This is a genomic window from Streptomyces sp. BK79, from assembly GCF_044142145.1.
Taxonomy (GTDB): domain Bacteria; phylum Actinomycetota; class Actinomycetes; order Streptomycetales; family Streptomycetaceae; genus Streptomyces.
This window is the reverse complement of record NZ_JBHVOC010000039.1, coordinates 1-17,832: the sequence shown is the minus strand read 5'-3', so window position 1 is coordinate 17,832 and position 17,832 is coordinate 1. Positions and strand designations below refer to the sequence as shown.

Below are 17,832 nucleotides of genomic sequence, written 5' to 3'. Positions count from 1 at the left end.
GATGACCAACGACAACAACGCCGATGTTCTCGAGTACCTGAAGCGGACATCGATCGAGCTGCTCGAGACGCGCAAGCGCCTCCAGGAGGTGACCGACGCCGCCGCCGAACCCATCGCCGTCGTGGGCGTCGCCTGCCGCTTCCCGGGCGGCGCCGCGTCCCCCGAGGCGCTGTGGGAGCTGGTGCGGACGGGCGCGGACGCCATGTCGGACTTCCCCGACGACCGCCACTGGGACCTAGAGAACCTGTACGACCCGGACCCCGACCGGCCCAACAGCTGCTATGCCCGCTCGGGCGGCTTCCTCCACGACGCGGGCGACTTCGACGCCGACTTCTTCGGCATCAACCCGCGCGAGGCGCTGGCCGCCGACCCGCAGCAGCGGCTGCTGCTGGAGACCTCGTGGGAGTCCCTGGAGCGGGCCGGCATCGACCCGGAGAAGCTGCGCGGCAGCGACACCGGCGTGTTCGCCGGCCTCGCCTACTTCGGCTACGGCAACCACTTCACCACCCCCGAGGCCATCTCGGGCTACGCGCAGACCGGTTCACTGCTGAGCGTGGCCTCGGGCCGGGTGTCGTACACGCTGGGCCTGGAGGGCCCGGCCGTGTCCACCGACACCGCGTGCTCGTCCTCGCTGGTCGCGGTGCACCAGGCGGTGCAGTCGCTGCGGCAGGGCGAATGCGGCCTGGCCCTGGCCGGCGGCGTCACCGTCGTGGGCATGCCGCAGGTGTTCCGGGAGTTCTCGCGGCAGCGGGGCCTGTCCGCCGACGGACGCTGCAAGGCGTTCGCCGACGCGGCCGACGGCACCGGCTTCGCCGAGGGCGTCGGCATGCTGGTCCTGGAGCGCCTGTCGGACGCACGGCGCAACGGGCGCCGGATCTGGGCGCTCATCCGCGGCTCGGCCGTCAACCAGGACGGCGCCTCCAACGGCCTGACCGCGCCGAACGGGCCGTCCCAGCAGCGCGTCATCCGGGCGGCGCTGGCCAACGCCCGGCTCCAGGCGGCCGACGTGGACGCGGTGGAGGCCCACGGCACCGGCACCACGCTCGGCGACCCCATCGAGGCGCAGGCGCTGCTCGCCACCTACGGGCAGGACCGGGACGCGGACAAGCCGCTGTGGCTGGGTTCGCTGAAGTCGAACATTGGGCACACGCAGGCTGCCGCCGGGGTCGGCGGCATCATCAAGATGATCATGGCGATGCGGCACGGCGTCCTGCCCCGTACGCTGCACGTGGACCGCCCCTCTACCCACGTGGACTGGACGGCCGGCGCGGTGGAACTGCTGACCGAGGCCAGGGAGTGGCCCGGTACCCCCGGCCGCCCCCGCCGGGCCGGCGTCTCCAGCTTCGGAGCGAGCGGCACCAACGCCCACCTCATCCTCGAAGAGGCACCCGAGCCGGAGCCCGGACCGGCCGCCGGCACCGACGGGTCCGGGCAGCAGGCCGCCACCACCGACCCCGCGCCGGCCGCCACCGGCGGCCCCGTGCCGTGGGTGCTGTCCGCGCGCTCGCCGCAGGCGCTGCGCGCGCAGGCGGACAAGCTGCGCGCGTTCGTCGCCGCCGATCCCGACGCGGACCCCGCCGACATCGGCGCGTCCCTGGTGACGACCCGGACGTCGTTCGAGCACCGCGCGGTGGCCGTGGGCCGCGACCGCGACGACCTCCTGAACGCCCTCACGGCCCTCGCCGACGGCGACGAATCCCCCGCCGTCGTACGGGGCGAGGCCGGCGAACCCGGCGAACGCGTCTTCCTGTTCCCGGGCCAGGGCGCCCAGTGGACCGGCGTGGCGCGGGAGCTGTACGACACCTTCCCCGTCTTCGCGCGGACCCTCGACGAGGTCTGCCGGCACTTCGACGCCCACCTCCCCTTCGCCCTGAAGCCCCTGCTCCTCGCCGACGAGCCCGAGGGCCGCGGACGCACCGACGTCATGCAGCCGGCGCTGTTCGCCCTCCAGGTCGCCCTGTACCGGCTCCTCACCCGGTACACCCCGGAGCCGGACCGCCTGATCGGCCACTCCGTCGGCGAGATCGCCGCCGCCCACGTCTCCGGCGTCCTCGGCCTCGACACCGCGACCCGGCTCGTCGCCGCCCGCGGACGCGTCATGCAGGCCGTCACCGAGCCCGGCGCCATGCTCGCCGTACGCGCCCCCCTCGCCGAGGCCGAGGCGCTCCTCGCCCCGTACACCCGGGTCGGTCTCGCCGTCGTCAACGGGCCCGAGTCGGTGGTCCTCGCGGGACTGCGCGACGAGGTCCACGACCTGCGCGACCGGCTCGTCGCCGACGGCAGGTCCGCGAAGCTGCTGCCGGTCGACCACGCCTTCCACTCCCCGCTCATGGACCCGGTCCTGGACGAGTTCGCCCAGGCGGTCGGCGCGCTGCCCGCCGACGGCGGGCTGTCGATCCCGATCGTCTCGACGCGCCTGGGCCGCGAGGCCACCTTCGAGGAACTGACGACCGTCGAGCACTGGGTGCGGCACGTGCGCGAGCCCGTCCGCTTCCACGACGCCGTGGAGCGGGCCCGCGAGGCGGGGGCGGACGTCTTCGTCGAGGTCGGTCCGGGCTCGACACTCGCCGGCCTCGTCAAGGACGCCTTCGCCGGCCAGGGCGTCGACGACGCGGTGGTCCTCTCCACGTCCCGCAAGGGCCGGGGGCCGGCCGACGCGCTGACCGGCGCCCTCGCCGGGCTCCACGTGCGGGGCGTGCCGGTGGACTGGGCGGCCCTGTTCGGGCCGCGCCCGCCGGTCGACCTCCCGACGTACGCGTTCCAGCGGCAGCGGTACTGGATGGACTTCCTTGCCGGACAGCGCTCCGCGGACGTCACCTCGGCCGGCCTGTCGGCCCCCGGCCACCCCCTCCTGAGCGCCGTGGTGGAGCACCCCGGCACCGACGAGGTGGTCTTCACCGACCTGTGGTCCCTGCGGACGCACGACTGGATCGCCGACCACACCGTGTTCGGCGCGGTCGTCGTCCCGGCCACCGCCTACCTGGACCTGGCGCTGTCGGCGGGCGAGCACGTCGGGTGCGGCACGGTCGAGGAACTGACCCTGGCGGTCCCCCTGATCCTGCCCGACACCGGCGACGTGCGCGTACGGGTCGTCGTCGGAGCGGCGGACGAGACCGGCCGCCGCTCCCTGGAGGTGTACGCACGTCCCGGCGAGGACGGCCCGGCCGAGGGCGGCTGGACCCGCCACGCGGCGGGAACCCTGTCACCCGACACGCCGGCCGCCGGAACCGAGGAGGGACCCGCGCTCGCCGCGTGGCCCCCGGCCGGGGCGGAGCGGATCGGCATCGACGACCTCTACGACTCCTTCGCCGACGCCGGCTTCGACTACGGCCCGGCGTTCCGCGGGCTGCGCGAGGTCTGGCGCCGCGGCGACGACCTGTTCGCCCTCGCCGCCCTGCCCGAGAGCGCCGAGGCGGCCGGCGCCGGGTTCGCCCTGCACCCGGCGCTGATGGACACCGTCCTGCACGCGGCCGTGGCCGGCGGGGCCGTCCCGGTGACCGGCGGGCAGGGCTGGATGCCTTTCGCGTGGTCCGGCGTCCACGCGCCCGCCGCGAGCGGCACGACCGTCCGCGTCCGGCTCCACGCCGCGACCGAGGGCGTCGTGTCCCTGACGCTCGCCGACGAGCGCGGCCGCCGCGTCGCGCACGTCGAGGCGCTGACGTTCCGCCCCGCCAGCGCCGAGCAGGTGCACGCGGCGCACGGTGGACAGCAGCGGTCGCTGTACGAACCGCAGTGGCGGCCGGCCCGGCAGGGCGAGGGCGAGACCCGGCGCGGGACGTGGGACGTACTCGGCGCGAAGGACGGACAGGCCGCCCGCCTCGCCGCGGCCGGCGACGGACACGTCCGCCTGCACGAGTCCCTCGACGAGGTCCTCACGGGACAGGCGCCCCGGCACCTCGTCCTGTGCCTGGACGACATCGTCACCGACGCCCCCGACCCGCTCACCGGCGCCCCCGACCCGCTCACCGGCCCCGATGCGCTCACGGCGGCAGCGGAGGCCGACAAGCACGTCCTCGCCCTCCTCCAGTGCTTCCTCGCCGAGGAACCGCTCGCCGACTCCACCCTGGTCGTCCTCACCCGCCTGGCCCAGGACGCCGGCACGGGGGAGAGCGTCGAGAGCCTGCCCGGCGCGTCCGTGTGGGGCCTGGTCCGCTCCGCCCAGACCGAGCACCCCGGCAGGTTCCGGCTGCTGGACATCGACGACGAGGAGACCTCCCGGGCCCGCCTCGCGGACGCCCTCGCCCTCCCCGAGGACCAGCTCGCCCTGCGCGACGGCGCGCCCCTCGTCCCGCGCCTCGCGCAGGCCGCGCCCGCGGACCACCGCATCGAGCCGCCGGCCGACGGCGCCCACCGCCTCGGCATCCCGAACAAGGGAACCCTGGAGAACCTGACCTGGGTGCCCTGCCCCGAGGTGGACGAGCCCCTGACCGGCGGGCAGGTCCGCATCGCCGTGCACGCCGCCGGGCTCAACTTCCGCGACGTCACCATCGCCCTCGGCCTGATCGACCGGACGGCCATCGACGCCGGGCTCGGCAGCGAGGGCGCCGGAGTCGTCCTCGAAGTCGCCGACGACGTGACCGGCTTCGCGCCGGGCGACCGGGTGACCGGCATCTTCTCCGGCGCCTTCGGCCCCGTGGCCGTCGCCGACCACCGCATGCTCGTACCCGTCCCCGACGGCTGGAGCTACGCCGAGGCCGCGTCCATGCCGTGCACCTTCCTCACCGCCTACTACGCGCTCTTCCGCGCCACCGAACTGAAGAAGGGACAGCGGATCCTCGTCCACGCCGCGGCCGGCGGCGTCGGCATGGCAGCCGTCCAGCTCGCCCGGCACGTCGGCGCCGAGGTCTACGCCACCGCCAGCCCGGCCAAGTGGCCCGCCCTGCGCGCCCTGGGCATCGACGACGCGCACCTGGCGTCCTCGCGCGACCTGGAGTTCGCCGGGAAGTTCCTGGAGTCCACCGGCGGGCGCGGCGTGGACGTCGTCCTCAACTCCCTCGCGCACGAGTTCGTCGACGCCTCCCTGACCCTGCTGCCCGGCGGCGGCACGTTCCTGGAGATGGGCAAGACCGACATCCGCGACCCCCAGCGGGTGGCGGCCGGCCACCCCGGCGTCGCGTACCGGGCCTTCGACCTCTACGCGTCCGGCCCGGACACGATCCACGCCATGTTCCAGGAGGTCATGGCCCTGTTCGCCGACGGACGGGTGCGGCTGAGCCCGATCGCCGTCCGGCACATCCGCGACGCGCGCGCCACGTTCCGCGAGATGAGCCAGGGCCGGCACGTCGGCAAGCTCGTCCTGGAGATCGGCGACACCCTCGGCGGCGGCACGGTGCTGGTCACCGGCGGAACCGGCGGCGTCGGCTCGGTCGTGGCGCGGCACCTCGTCGCCGAACGCGGCGTACGCAGCCTCGTCCTGGCCGGCCGCCGGGGCGCGGCGGCCGACGGCGTCACCGAACTGGTCGCGGACCTGGAGGGCGCGGGCGCCACCGTCCGCGTCGCGGCCTGCGACGTCGCGGACCCGGCCGCCGTGGCCGCCCTGCTCGCCGACATGCCGCCCCGCCACCCGCTGACGGCCGTCGTCCACGCGGCCGGCACCCTGGCCGACGGCACCGTGGAGTCGCTGACCGCCGAGAGCCTCGACCACGTCCTGGCCGCCAAGGCCCGCGGCGCGCTCAACCTGCACGAACTGACCCGGGACCGCCCCCTGTCGGCGTTCGTCCAGTTCTCCGCCCTCGCCGGCACCCTCGGCACCGCCGGACAGGCCAACTACGCCGCCGCCAACGCCTTCCTGGACGGCCTGGCGGCGCGACGCAGGGCGTCCGGCCTGCCCGGCACCTCGCTGTGCTGGGGCTGGTGGGAACAGAGCAGCGGCATGACCGGGGACCTGGACCAGGCCGACCTCTCCCGGCTGCGGCGGATGGGCATCGCCCCGATGCCGACCCCCGAGGCACTGGCCCTGTTCGACGCGGCGTGCGCCCTCGACAAGCCGGTCCTCGTGCCGGCCCGGGTGGACGTCGCCGCGCTGCGCGGCAGGACCGGCGACGACGTGCCGCCGCTGCTGCGCGACCTCACCGAAGGCGGCCGCCCGCGCCGCGACCGGACGAACACCGGCGGGGACGCCGGCTCCCGGGGCCTGGCCGACCGGCTGGCCGCCCTGCCCGCCGACGAGGCCCAGGCCGCCGTCCTCGACTGGGTCCGCGACCAGGTCGCCGTCGTGCTCGGACACCCCTCCGGCGCGGTCGTCAACGTCGACCAGGCCTTCACCCAGCTCGGGTTCGACTCGCTGACCTCCGTCGAACTGTGCAACCGCCTGGCCTCCTCGACCGGCCTGCGCCTGCCGACCACCCTCGTCTTCAGCTACCCGACCCCCCGCGAACTGAGCGAGCACCTGTGGGAGCTGCTGCGCCCGGCCCCGGCCACCGGCACGGACGCGGACGGGAACGGGAACGGGGACGGCGACGAGGACGCGCGGATCCGGGAAGCGCTGCGGAACGTGTCGGTCGACAGCCTGCGCGCCGCCGGTCTCCTGGACCTGGTCCTGGCCTGCGCGGACACCCCGCACCCGGCGGACGACGGCACGCGCGCGGCGTACCCGGACGCGGACATGGACGCGGACGCGGGCGTGGACGAACTGACCGACCTGGATCTGGAAGCACTGGTCGACCTGGCCTTGGACGAGAAGAGGTAAGAGACATGACCAACTCCGCGGATCGCACAGCGGACGGCGCGGACCGGGTCCAGCGGGCGCTCCGCACACTGCTGGAGGAGCGCGACCGCCTCCGGCAGGAGAACGAGGCCATGAAGGCCGGCCGCGGCGAGCCCATCGCCGTGGTCGCCATGGCGTGCCGCTACCCGGGCGGCGTGTCCTCGCCCGAGGACCTGTGGGGCGTGGTGCGCGGCGGCCTGGACGTCGTGGACGACTTCCCGAAGGACCGCGGCTGGCGCGACGTGTACGACCCCGATCCCGACGCCGCCGGCCACTCGCACACCCGCCAGGGCGGGTTCCTGAGCGACGTGGCGGGCTTCGACGCCGAGTTCTTCGGCATCAGCCCCCGCGAGGCGCTGGCGGTCGACCCGCACCACCGCCTGCTGCTTGAGACGTCCTGGGAGGTCTTCGAACGGGCCGGCATCGTCCCCGCCGAGGTGCGCGGCTCCGACGTCGGCGTCTTCTCCGGCGTCAGCTCCTCCGAGTACGGCTGGCGCTTCCTGGACAACAGCCCCGAGGAGCTGGAGGGCTACCTGCTGTACGGGAGCGCGCTCAGCGTCGCCTCCGGCCGGGTCGCCTACCAACTGGGCCTGACGGGGCCCGCGGTGTCCGTGGACACGGCGTGCTCGTCGTCCCTGGTGGCCCTGCACATGGCAGTGCAGTCCCTGCGCTCGGGGGAGTGCTCCCTCGCGCTGGCGGGCGGCGCGTCGGTCATCTCGACGCCCGCGATGTTCGTGGAGTTCTCCCGGCTGGGCGCCCTGTCGGCGGGCGGCCGCTGCAAGGCCTTCGCCGACGGCGCCGACGGCACCGGCTGGGCCGAGGGCGTGGGCGTCCTGCTGCTGGAGCGGCTGTCCGACGCCCGCCGCAACGGGCACCCGGTGCTGGCCGTGGTGCGCGGCAGCGCCGTCAACCAGGACGGGGCCAGCAACGGCCTGACCGCCCCCAACGGCCGCGCCCAGGAGAAGGTGATCCGCAAGGCACTGGCCAACGCCGGCGTCGCACCCTCCGAGGTCGACCTGGTCGAGGCCCACGGCACCGGAACCGTCCTCGGCGATCCCATCGAGGCGGGCGCGGTGCTCGCCGCCTACGGGCAGGGCCGGGCCGAGGACCGGCCGCTGTGGCTGGGGTCCCTGAAGTCGAACCTCGGGCACGCCATGGCCGCCGCCGGTGTCGGCGGCGTCATCAAGACCGTGATGGCCCTGCGCCACGGCTACCTCCCCAAGACCCTGCACGTGGACGCGCCCACCTCGCACGTCGACTGGTCCTCCGGTGACGTCGAACTGCTCGTCGAGGGCCGCGAGTGGACCCGCGCCGACGCTCCCCGGCGGGCCGGTGTGTCCTCCTTCGGCGTCAGCGGCACCAACGCGCACGTCGTCCTGGAGGAGGGACCGCCCGAGGAGCGGGCGGAGGGGGAGCGGACGGACCAGGAGCGTGCGGACGCGGACGGCCCCGGATCGGGCGTCGTCGGCGGACTCGTGCCGTGGGTGGTGTCGGGCCGCAGCGCGGCGGCCCTGCGCGCACAGGCGGGCAGGCTCCGCGACCTCGCCGCCGCCGGCACCGACCTGGACCTCGCCGGCGCCGGCTGGTCCCTGGTGTCCGGCCGGACGGCGTTCGAACACCGCGCGGTGGTGCTCGGCCGCGACCAGGACGAACTGCTGAACGGCCTGACCGCGCTCGGTGACGGCGCGGAGTCCACCGCCGTGGTGAGCGGCGTCGCCGCCGCCGCGACGGGCCCGGTCGCCTTCGTGTTCCCCGGCCAGGGCTCGCAGTGGGTGGGCATGGGCCGGCAGCTGTACGACGCCTTCCCGGTCTTCGCCGAGTCCCTCGACGCGTGCGCCGGCGCCCTCGCCGAATGGGTCGACTGGTCGCTGCTCGACGTGGTGCGCGGCACGCAGGGGGCACCGGACCTGGACCGGGTGGACGTGGTCCAGCCCGCGCTGTTCTCCGTGATGGTGTCCATGGCCGCCCTGTGGCGGTCCTGGGGCGTGGAGCCGGCCGCGGTGGTCGGCCACAGCCAGGGCGAGATCGCCGCCGCGTACGTGAGCGGCGCGCTGTCCCTGCGGGACGCCACCCGGGTCGTCGCGCTGCGCAGCAAGGCCCTCGTGGACCTGAACGGCCACGGCGGCATGGCCTCGGTCGCCGAGTCCGCCGACGTCGTGGAGCAGCGCCTCGCCCCGTGGGAGGGGAGGATCAGCGTCGCCGTCGTCAACGGCCCCCGCTCCGTGGTGGTCTCCGGCGAACCGGACGCGCTCGACGAGTTCGTCGAGAAGATGAAGGCCGACGGCGCCCAGGCCCGCCGGATATCCGTCGACTACGCCTCCCACTCCCACCACGTGACCCGGGTCCGCGACCAGGTGACCGCCGCGCTGTCCGGCGTGCGCCCCACCACCTCGAAGCTGCCCTTCTACTCGACCCTGTACGGCGAGAAGACCGACACCGCGCGGCTGGACGCCGGCTACTGGTACGACAACCTGCGCGAGAAGGTCGTCTTCGAGACGTCCGTGCGGCGGCTGGCCGAGGACGGCTTCCGGGTGTTCGTGGAGATGAGCCCGCACCCCGTGCTGACCGTCCCGGTGCAGGAGACCGTCGAGGACGTGGCCGACACGCTGGTCCTGTCGTCGACGCGACGGGACCGCGACGAGGTGGAGACCGTTCTCGGCTCGCTGGCCCAGCTCCACGTCCACGGCGGGTCCGTCGACTGGTCCGCCCTGTTCACCACCCGCCGGCGGGTGGACCTGCCGACGTACGCGTTCCAGCGGCGGCGGTACTGGCTGAACCCGGACCCCGCGCACACCGCGCCCACCGCGCAGCTGTCCGCGACGGAGCAGCCCCCCGCCGCCGACGACGACACGCTCGTCCCGCTGGCGGACCGGATCGCCGGTCTGGGCGACGACGACGCGCGCGCCCTCGTCCTCGACCACGTCCTGGAGCGGGTCGCCGTCGTCCTCGGGCACTCCGCCGACCAGGTCGTCGACCCCGACGAGGAGGTCCTGAAGATCGGCTTCGACTCGATGCTCTCGGCGGAGCTGAGCAAGCGCCTCACCGCCTCCACCGGCCTCAAGCTGCGGGCGAACATGGTGCTGCGGCACCCGACCCCCCGCCTGATCGCCGAGCACGTCACCACCTCGCTGGCGGGCCGCGGCACCCGCTGAACGACCGCGCCACACGGTGGACCCCGAGCCCCGGGGCGCCGGACCGCCGGCGGGACCGTCCCGCCGGCGGTCCGGCGCGACTGTCCCGCCGGCGGGACACCGCGAGGCCCGCGGCGGTCTGTCCCGCCGGGCACCGAGTTGTCTTGTACGGCTGCGACACCCCCCCGGAAGATGGGGGCGATCTGTGAATTCTTCCGTTACCCGGGCCTGTCTGCTGAGGGGTTGATCTGTGTGCCTTCGTTCGGTGCGTCGTCTGCGCATGAAGGGATGTGGCGGGCGCAGCACATGGCTCCCGACACGCCGAATCACGCGCTGACCATGTGGGATGTGGACGGGGAGCTGGACGCGGCCGTCATGGAGTCCGCGTTCCGGCACGTCATGGGCGAGGCGGAAGTGCTCCGCGTCAACTTCGCCGAGCACGACGGCGAACTGCGGCTCGTACCCCGGGAACTGGGGGACTGGCGGCCCTTCCACCTCGACCTCAGCGCCGAGGCCGACCCCGAGCAGGCGGCCCGCGACGCGCTCGCCGACCTGGTCCGCGAACCGTTCGACCTGGGACAGGACCTGCTGTTCCGGCTGGGCGTGGTCCGGCTCGCCGCCGACCGCTCCCTCCTGGTCATCGCCTACCACCACCTCATATCCGACGGGTTCGGCGCGGGCGGCCTGCTCTCCCGGCGCCTCGCCGAGGTCTACACGGCCCTGGTGCGCGGCGAGCCGGTTCCCGAGCTGCCCCACCCGTGGGACGTCGAGTCCTTCGCGGCCGAGGCCGTCGAGTACCGGGGCTCGCAGCGGTTCACCGAGGACACGGCCTTCTGGCGCGACTACCTCAAGGACGCCCCGGCGCCCGCGCAGGTCCCCCGCGTCGCCCTGTCCGACGAGCGGCGCTCCGCGCTGTCCGAACCCCTCAGCAGCGCCGACCGCTGGTCGGAGGTGGCCGAGACCATCGGCATGGTCAGCCGCACCCTGACCGTCCCGCGGGCCGAGGCCGACACGTGGACCGAGACCGCGAAGTCCATGGGCCTGTGGATGTCGCAGCTGCTCACCGCGTCCGCCGCGGTCTACTTCCGGCACCGCTGCGACCGCCCCGAGTTCCTCCTGTCGCTCGCCGTCGGCAACCGCGTCGGCGTGGCCAGCAGGACCCCCGGCCTGGCCGTCAACGTGGTGCCGGTACGCGTCGCCGTCCCCCTCGGCGCGACCTTCACCGACATCGCCGACACCCTCGTCGACGAGACGTACGAGATCTTCGACCACGCCGCCTGCCACTACTCGGACATCCAGCGCGCCGCCGGCACCGTCCTGAGCGGCCGCGGCAGCTTCGGTACCGTCATCAACGTCGTCGAGTTCGTGGAGCCGCTCCGCTTCGGCGACAGCCCGGCCCGCTACTCCGGCGCGACGACCGGCACCTTCGAGGAACTGTCGATCGGCGTCTACACCGACGGCAGCGCCGACAGCGACCTCTACATCCGCCTCGACGCCCCCGCCAACCTCTACCACCGCGCCGAACTGCGCTTCATCGGCGAGGAGCTGATCGCGCACATCCGCGCCACGGTCACCGCCGGCGCCCAGCCGGCCGGCGCCCTGGACGTGGTCGCCGGCGCCGAACGGCACCAGGTGCTCCGGGCGCCCAACGAAACCCAGGCGCCGCTGCCCGAGGCGACGGTCGCGGACCTGTTCGCCCGGCAGACGGAGCGGGACCCCGGCGCCGTCGCCCTGGTCCACGGCGACACGGCCCTCACCTACCGGGACCTGGACGAGCGGTCGGACCGCCTCGCCGGGGAACTGCGCAGGCGGGGCGTCGGCCCCGAGACGGTCGTGGCGGTGGCGATGCCCCGCTCGGCCGGCCTGGTCACCGCCCTGCTGGCCGTCGCGAAGGCCGGCGGAGCCTACCTGCCCGTCGACCCGGCGTCCCCGGCCGAGCGGATCCGCTCCCAGGCCGGCACCGCCACGGCACGCCTCCTGCTCACCGACACGGCGACCGCCGGCACCCTCCCCGCCGGTCTCGACGTACCCGCCCTCGTGTGCGACGACCTCCGCCCGGACACCGCCGACGGCGGCACCTTTGAGGCCCCGGCTCCCTCGCCCGCCCACCCGGACAACCTGCTGGCCGTGCTCCACGGCTCCGGATCGACCGACGCGGACACGGCGGTCGCGCTGACCCACCGGAACATGCTCCGCTTCGTCCTGGACCGGCACTGGAAGGACGGCGGCCGCGGCACCGTGCTGTGGCACGCGCCGCACACCTCCGACGCCCTCGCCCTCGAAGTGTGGGCGCCGCTGCTCAACGGCGGCCGCGTCGTCGTCGCCCCCGAGGGGCAGCTCGACACCGACACGCTGACCGAGGCGCACGCCGCGCACGGCATCACCACCGTGTGGCTGCCCGCCGGCCTCTTCTCCCAGATCGCGGCGGGACACCCCGAGCGCCTCGCCGGGCTGCGCGAGGTGTGGACCGGCGGCGACCGCGTGTCCGCCGCGGCACTGCGCCGGGTCCGCGAGGCATGCCCCGGGCTGACCATCGTCCACGGCCACGGCCCGACCGAGACGGCCGTGTTCGCCGCCCGCCACCGCCTGCCCGCCGGCGAACCGGTGCGCCACGCCGACGCGGTCGGCCGCCCGATGGACAACACCGCCCTCTACGTCCTGGGACCGGGACTGGCGCCGGTCCCCGCCGGCGTGACCGGCGAGCTGTACGTGGCCGGACCCGGCCTGGCCCGCGGCTACGCCGGACGCCCCGGACGCACCGCCGAGCGCTTCGTGCCCTGCCCGTTCGGTCCGCCCGGCGCGCTCATGTACCGGACCGGGGACCGGGTGCGCTGGGGCACCGACGGCCGCCTCGACTACGTGGCCCGCGCCGACGCCCAGGCCGACGTGCGCGGCGTGCGGGTCGAGCTGGCCGAGGTCGAGGAGGTGCTGTCCGAGTACAGCGGCCTCGCCCGGTCCGTCGTGGTCGTCCGGGAGGACGCCACCGGCCAGCAGCGCCTGGTCGCCTACGTGGTCCCGGCGGCCGGCCGGACCGTCACCGCCGACGAACTGCGCCGCTTCGCCGCGGGATGGCTGCCGGAGTCCATGGTGCCGTCCCTGTTCACGGTGCTGGAGCGCCTGCCGGAGACGGCCGGGGGCAGGGTCGACCGGGCGGCGCTGCCCGAGCCCCGGTTCGACGACGGGACGTACCGCGCCCCGCGCAACGACACCGAGCGTGCCCTGGCCAAGGCCTTCGCCGAGGTGCTCGAACTCGACCGGGTGGGCATCGACGACGACTTCTTCGACCTCGGCGGCAACTCGCTGCGGGCGATCCGGCTGGTCGGCCTGATCCGGGCCGAGCTGGACCAGGAGGTCTCCATCCGCAGGCTGTTCGCGGCGCGCACCGTCACCGGCCTGTCCGACATGTGGCGCGACCTCGCCCAGTCCCGCAAGCCGGCCCTGCGCAGGAGGACGAAGGCGGGCGCGGTCCTCTGATCGCCGTCCGCACCGGAACCCCGAGGCACCGGCGGCGCGGGCCGCCACCGGTGCCGGGGGGACCGGTGCCGGGAGATCCCGGCCGGTCGCCCGCCGGCCTGCCCGGCCGCCCCGCCCGGGCGGCCCGTCACTGGTACGGGATGTCGACGCCCGCCGCGCGCAGGTTCGCCTCGAGCAGCTCGGTCAGCCGGGCAGCCGCCGGCGCCCGGTCCTCCCGGTGGTGGTTGATCAGCCCGTAGCGGGTGGCGGCGTCGGGCCTGGCCCGGAACTCGGCCGGCATCGTCAGCAGTTCGCGGTCGGCCAGCAGTTCGGCCGCCAGGTCGGCCGCCAGCCCGTCGAGCCGCGGATCGTCCGGGTCCCAGGACTCGACGTCCTGGCAGAGCTTCATCAGCTCGATGTACCGAGGATGGGCGAGCTGGCGTTCGAGCTGGACCACGAGGCTGTCGAAGATCTCCGGGACCAGGGCCCGGGCCAGGACCAGGGCTTCCTGCTGCAGGGCCACGTAGTCGGCGCTGAAGCCGAGTTCGGCGAGCCGGTCCAGGGCGGTGCAGGCGCGCTCGGGCAGCAGGAGCCGGTCGCCGGCGGCGAGCCGGTGCAGCGCCGCCCGCCGCGCGATCAGCTCCTCGATCCGGTCGTTGAGCCGCCGCTCGACGTCCTCCAGGGCGGAGGCGAACCGCTCGGGACCGGCGTCGAGCAGATCCCTGACCTCGGCCAGCGGCACCCCCGCGCCGGCGAGCGTGCGGACCTGGACCAGCCGCAGCATGTCGGACGATCCGTACCGGCGGTAACCGGAGCTGTCGCGGTCCGGTTCGTCCACCAGCCCGAGCCGGTGGTAGTGCCGCACGGCCTTCACCGTGACACCGGCGAACGCCGCCGCCTGACCGATCGTCAGTCCGTACACCATCCGCTCAGCGGGCCCCTCGGTCGTGCGTGGCGGCGATCTCGCGCACCGCCTCGGCGACGGCCCGGAAGTCCTTGCGCAGAATGCGGGAGTGGTTGCTCGCGACCTTCGCGCTGACCCGCAGGTGCGGGTTCCGGGCGAGCACCGGGTCGAGCGAGGCCCGCATCCGCTCCATCTCCTCCCGGCCCCCGCCGAGGTTGCCGTCCGTGGCCAGCACGTACCGTACCGGGTAGGTCGCGCGGTCGAGGACCGGCCCGAGGGCGGCGCAGATCTCGTTGATCTCGATGTTGATCTCGGCATGCTGGTCGGCGCTCATCCGCGCGGACAGGCCGAACGGCCGCAGCAGCGGCAGCAACGGCCGCATCCGGCCGAACAGGCGCCGGATCCGCGCGCGGGCCTCCTCGCCGGTGATGCCGTACGGAACGGCGCCGTCCACGGACACCACCCCCAGGACGCGGTCCGGGTTCCGGTCCGCCCAGTGGACGGCCAGCGACGCGCCGTAGGACCACCCGACGAGCAGCGGACGGTCCACACCGGTCGCCCCGAGAACGGCGTCGAGGTCGCGCAGACACGCTTCGAAGGAGTAGTCCGCCGACCGCCTGGACCGGCCGCGGGCCCGCTCGTCGTACGTGATGTGCCGCCAGTCGGCGCCGAGTTCGGAGATCACGGGCCGCCAGGGCCGGTGGCCGCAGTACGAGCCGTTCAGGTAGACGACGGGAACGCCGGGGCCGCGCGTGTCGGTGAGGGACAGGGCCGTGTCGTCGACGGGGAGCATGCCGGTCCGGGACGATGCGGTGGAAGTGGTCATGTACGTCAGCGTCCACCCTGACCCAGGGTCAGGGTCAACCGGCGACATCCGGCCAGGGCCCCCGGGCCCGGCCGCCGCCCCGCGCGCTCAGGAGGCGGCGGTACCGGCGAGCCACCCTTCGGTGACGACCGCGGCTATCCGGTGGAGGTGGTCGGCGAGGTAGAAGTGGCCGCCGGAGAACACCTTCAGGGCGAAGTCACCACGGGTGTGCTCCCGCCAGGTCCGGGCCTCCCGCACCGTCACCATCGGGTCGCGGTCCCCGATCAGGGCGGTGATCGAGGTGGCGAGCGGCTCTCCCGCGCGCCAGCTGTACGAGGCGAGGGCCCGGTAGTCGGCCCGCAGCGCCGGCAGCACCAGCTCCAGCAGGTCGGGGTTGTCGAGCATGGCCTGGTCGGTACCGCCCAGCCGGCGCACCTCGGCCAGCACGTCGGCGTCGTCGTAGCGGCCGTAATGGGCGCTCTTCCCGACGTCCGGAGCGCCCCGGCCGGACAGGAACAGCCGCTCGGGGGCCGGCAGGCCGGCCGTGCGCAGCCGCCGGGCCGTCTCGAAGGCGACGAGCGCCCCCATGCTGTGCCCGAACAGGGCGTACGGCCGTCCGGGTTCCGCGGCCAGCTCACGGGCCAGCTCCTCGGCCACCGCCCCGACGAGCCGGTCCAGGGACGTGAACGGCGCCTCGTCGTACCGGTCCTGGCGCCCCGGGTACTGCACCGCCACCACGTCGAAGTCCGCCGGCAGGGCGCGCGCGAGCTGCGTGTACGCCGTCGCGGAGCCCCCCGCGTGCGGGAAGCACACGAGCCGCGGCCCGTTTCCCGCGGTCGTGGTGAAGCGCCGGAACCACTCGCTGTTCACGTTGGTGTGTCCCTTCGTCCGTGCCGGCCGACCGGCCCGGCACTGCGCGGAAGGCCCGCCGGTGCCCACGGGGGTGGGGGCGCCGACGGGCGACCGGATGCCCCGCGAGGGCTCATGCCCGTCCACACCGGAGCTCACGACCCGAGCGTCGCGCCCCGCCCTCGACGGCTGCTCGCGGACCGCTGGAGAGCCGCCCGGCCGGCGTCATCCCGCGCTCCATCCGGCTTCGAGCGACGTGACAGAGGCTTCTCGGTGGTTCATGACGACGGCCGGAAGGGGACCTCATGACCGCCCTGGACGACAAGCCGGTCGGGCGGCGCCGCGGCACGGTCGCCGAACTCGAGGCCGTACGGGACGCCGTGCGGGAGGGGCCCGGGGAGAAGGCCACCGCGGCCCAGCACGCCAAGGGCAAGCTCACCGCCCGCGAACGGCTCGCACTCCTCTTCGACGACGGCCGCTTCACCGAGGTCGAAGGGCTGCGCCGGCACCGGGCGACCGGCTTCGGCCTGGAGGACCGGCGCCCCTACACCGACGGTGTGGTCACCGGCTGGGGCCGGGTCTGGGGACGCACCGTCTTCGCGTACGCCCACGACTTCCGGATCTTCGGAGGCTCCCTCGGCGAGGCGCACGCCGAGAAGATCCACAAGATCATGGACATGGCCGCCGCCGCCGGCGCCCCCATCGTGGGCCTGTGCGACGGCGCCGGGGCCCGCATCCAGGAAGGCGTGACCGCGCTCGCCGGCTACGGCGGGATCTTCCAGCGCAACGTCCGCAACTCCGGCGTCGTCCCGCAGATCAGCGTCATGATGGGCCCCTGCGCGGGCGGGGCGGCCTACTCCCCGGCGCTCACCGACTTCGTGTTCATGGTGCGCGGCACCTCGCAGATGTTCATCACGGGTCCGGAGGTGGTCAAGGCCGTCACCGGAGAACGGATCAGCCAGGACGCACTGGGCGGCGCCGACGCCCACGCCACCCGCTCCGGAGTCGCCCACTTCGCCTACGACGACGAGGAGAGCTGCCTCGCCGACGTCCGCCACCTGCTGTCCTACCTGCCCGCCAACAACCGCGAGCTGCCGCCGGCCCAGCCCTGCGCCGACCGGCCCGACCGGCTCACCCCGGCCCTGTACGACCTGGTGCCGTCCGAGCCCCGGCACGCCTACGACATGCGCGGGGTCATCGAGGAGTTCGTCGACGCCGGCGACTACTTCGAGGTCCACGAGGCCTGGGCGCCCAACATGGTGTGCGCCCTGGCCCGCCTGGACGGCCACACCGTCGGCATCGTCGCCAACCAGCCCGCCTCCCTCGCCGGGGTCCTCGACATCAAGGGCAGCGAGAAAGCGGCCCGCTTCGTGCAGATGTGCGACTCCTTCAACATCCCGCTCGTGACCCTGGTGGACGTGCCCGGGTTCCTGCCCGGCGTCGACCAGGAACACGGCGGCATCATCCGGCACGGCGCGAAACTCCTCTACGCGTACTGCAACGCCACCGTCCCCCGCATCCAGCTGATCCTGCGCAAGGCCTACGGGGGCGCCTACATCGTCATGGACTCCCGCTCCATCGGCTCCGACCTGTCGCTCGCCTGGCCCGGCAACGAGATCGCGGTGATGGGTGCGGAGGGCGCCGCGGGCGTCGTCTTCCGGCGCGAGATCGCCGCCGCCGACGACCCCGAGGCCGCCCGCGAGCAGTACATCAAGGAGTACCGGGACCGGCTCATGCACCCGTACTACGCCGCCGAACGCGGCCTGGTGGACGACGTCATCGACCCCGCCGAGACCCGGATCCGACTGATCGACGCGCTCGCCGTGCTGCGCACCAAGCACGTGGCGCACCCCTCACGAAAGCACGGCAACCAGCCCCAGTGACGCGCCTGGCCCGCGCCCGCGGGCCAGCAACGACAGGAGTCGACACACTCATGTCCGTGGAAACCACCGCCCCCGCCATCGTGGGGGCGGTCGACAAAGAA

The 17,832-nt window shown here is 74.5% G+C and carries 7 protein-coding genes; 4 read left to right on the top strand and 3 right to left on the bottom strand.

Features of this window, described 5'->3' with window-relative positions; translation table 11 throughout:
- Nucleotide 1: 1 nt before the first annotated feature.
- From ACFIF2_RS34005 to ACFIF2_RS33995, 3 genes are all read left to right on the top strand, one after another.
- Entirely contained in the window at nucleotides 2-6,688 is a 6,687-nt protein-coding gene (locus tag ACFIF2_RS34005) for a type I polyketide synthase (protein ID WP_395577145.1), read from the top strand.
- A gap of 5 nt (nucleotides 6,689-6,693) precedes the next feature.
- The gene (locus ACFIF2_RS34000) at nucleotides 6,694-9,858 is read left to right on the top strand and encodes a type I polyketide synthase (protein ID WP_395577144.1); all 3,165 of its coding nucleotides are present in this window, start codon (nucleotides 6,694-6,696) and stop codon (nucleotides 9,856-9,858) included.
- 171 nt (nucleotides 9,859-10,029) lie between these two features.
- Nucleotides 10,030-13,311, top strand: coding sequence for an amino acid adenylation domain-containing protein (locus tag ACFIF2_RS33995; RefSeq protein ID WP_395577143.1), 3,282 nt, complete (start codon nucleotides 10,030-10,032; stop codon nucleotides 13,309-13,311).
- Between the two features lie 127 nt (nucleotides 13,312-13,438).
- Here the strand turns inward: ACFIF2_RS33995 and ACFIF2_RS33990 are convergent, their stop codons facing one another.
- From ACFIF2_RS33990 to ACFIF2_RS33980, 3 genes are all read right to left on the bottom strand, one after another.
- Nucleotides 13,439-14,215, bottom strand: a complete 777-nt coding sequence (locus tag ACFIF2_RS33990; protein ID WP_395577142.1) for a MerR family transcriptional regulator — start codon at nucleotides 14,213-14,215, stop codon at nucleotides 13,439-13,441.
- A 4-nt stretch (nucleotides 14,216-14,219) separates the two neighbouring features.
- Nucleotides 14,220-15,020, bottom strand: a complete 801-nt coding sequence (locus tag ACFIF2_RS33985; RefSeq protein WP_395577141.1) for an alpha/beta fold hydrolase — start codon at nucleotides 15,018-15,020, stop codon at nucleotides 14,220-14,222.
- An 87-nt stretch (nucleotides 15,021-15,107) separates the two neighbouring features.
- The gene (locus ACFIF2_RS33980; protein WP_395577140.1) at nucleotides 15,108-15,869 is read right to left on the bottom strand and encodes a thioesterase II family protein; all 762 of its coding nucleotides are present in this window, start codon (nucleotides 15,867-15,869) and stop codon (nucleotides 15,108-15,110) included.
- A gap of 284 nt (nucleotides 15,870-16,153) precedes the next feature.
- Between ACFIF2_RS33980 and ACFIF2_RS33975 the strand changes: the two genes are divergently transcribed.
- Nucleotides 16,154-17,731 carry an acyl-CoA carboxylase subunit beta gene (locus ACFIF2_RS33975; RefSeq protein WP_395577139.1) on the top strand — a complete coding sequence of 526 codons (1,578 nt, stop codon included), beginning with the start codon at nucleotides 16,154-16,156 and terminating at the stop codon, nucleotides 17,729-17,731.
- Nucleotides 17,732-17,832: the final 101 nt, after the last annotated feature.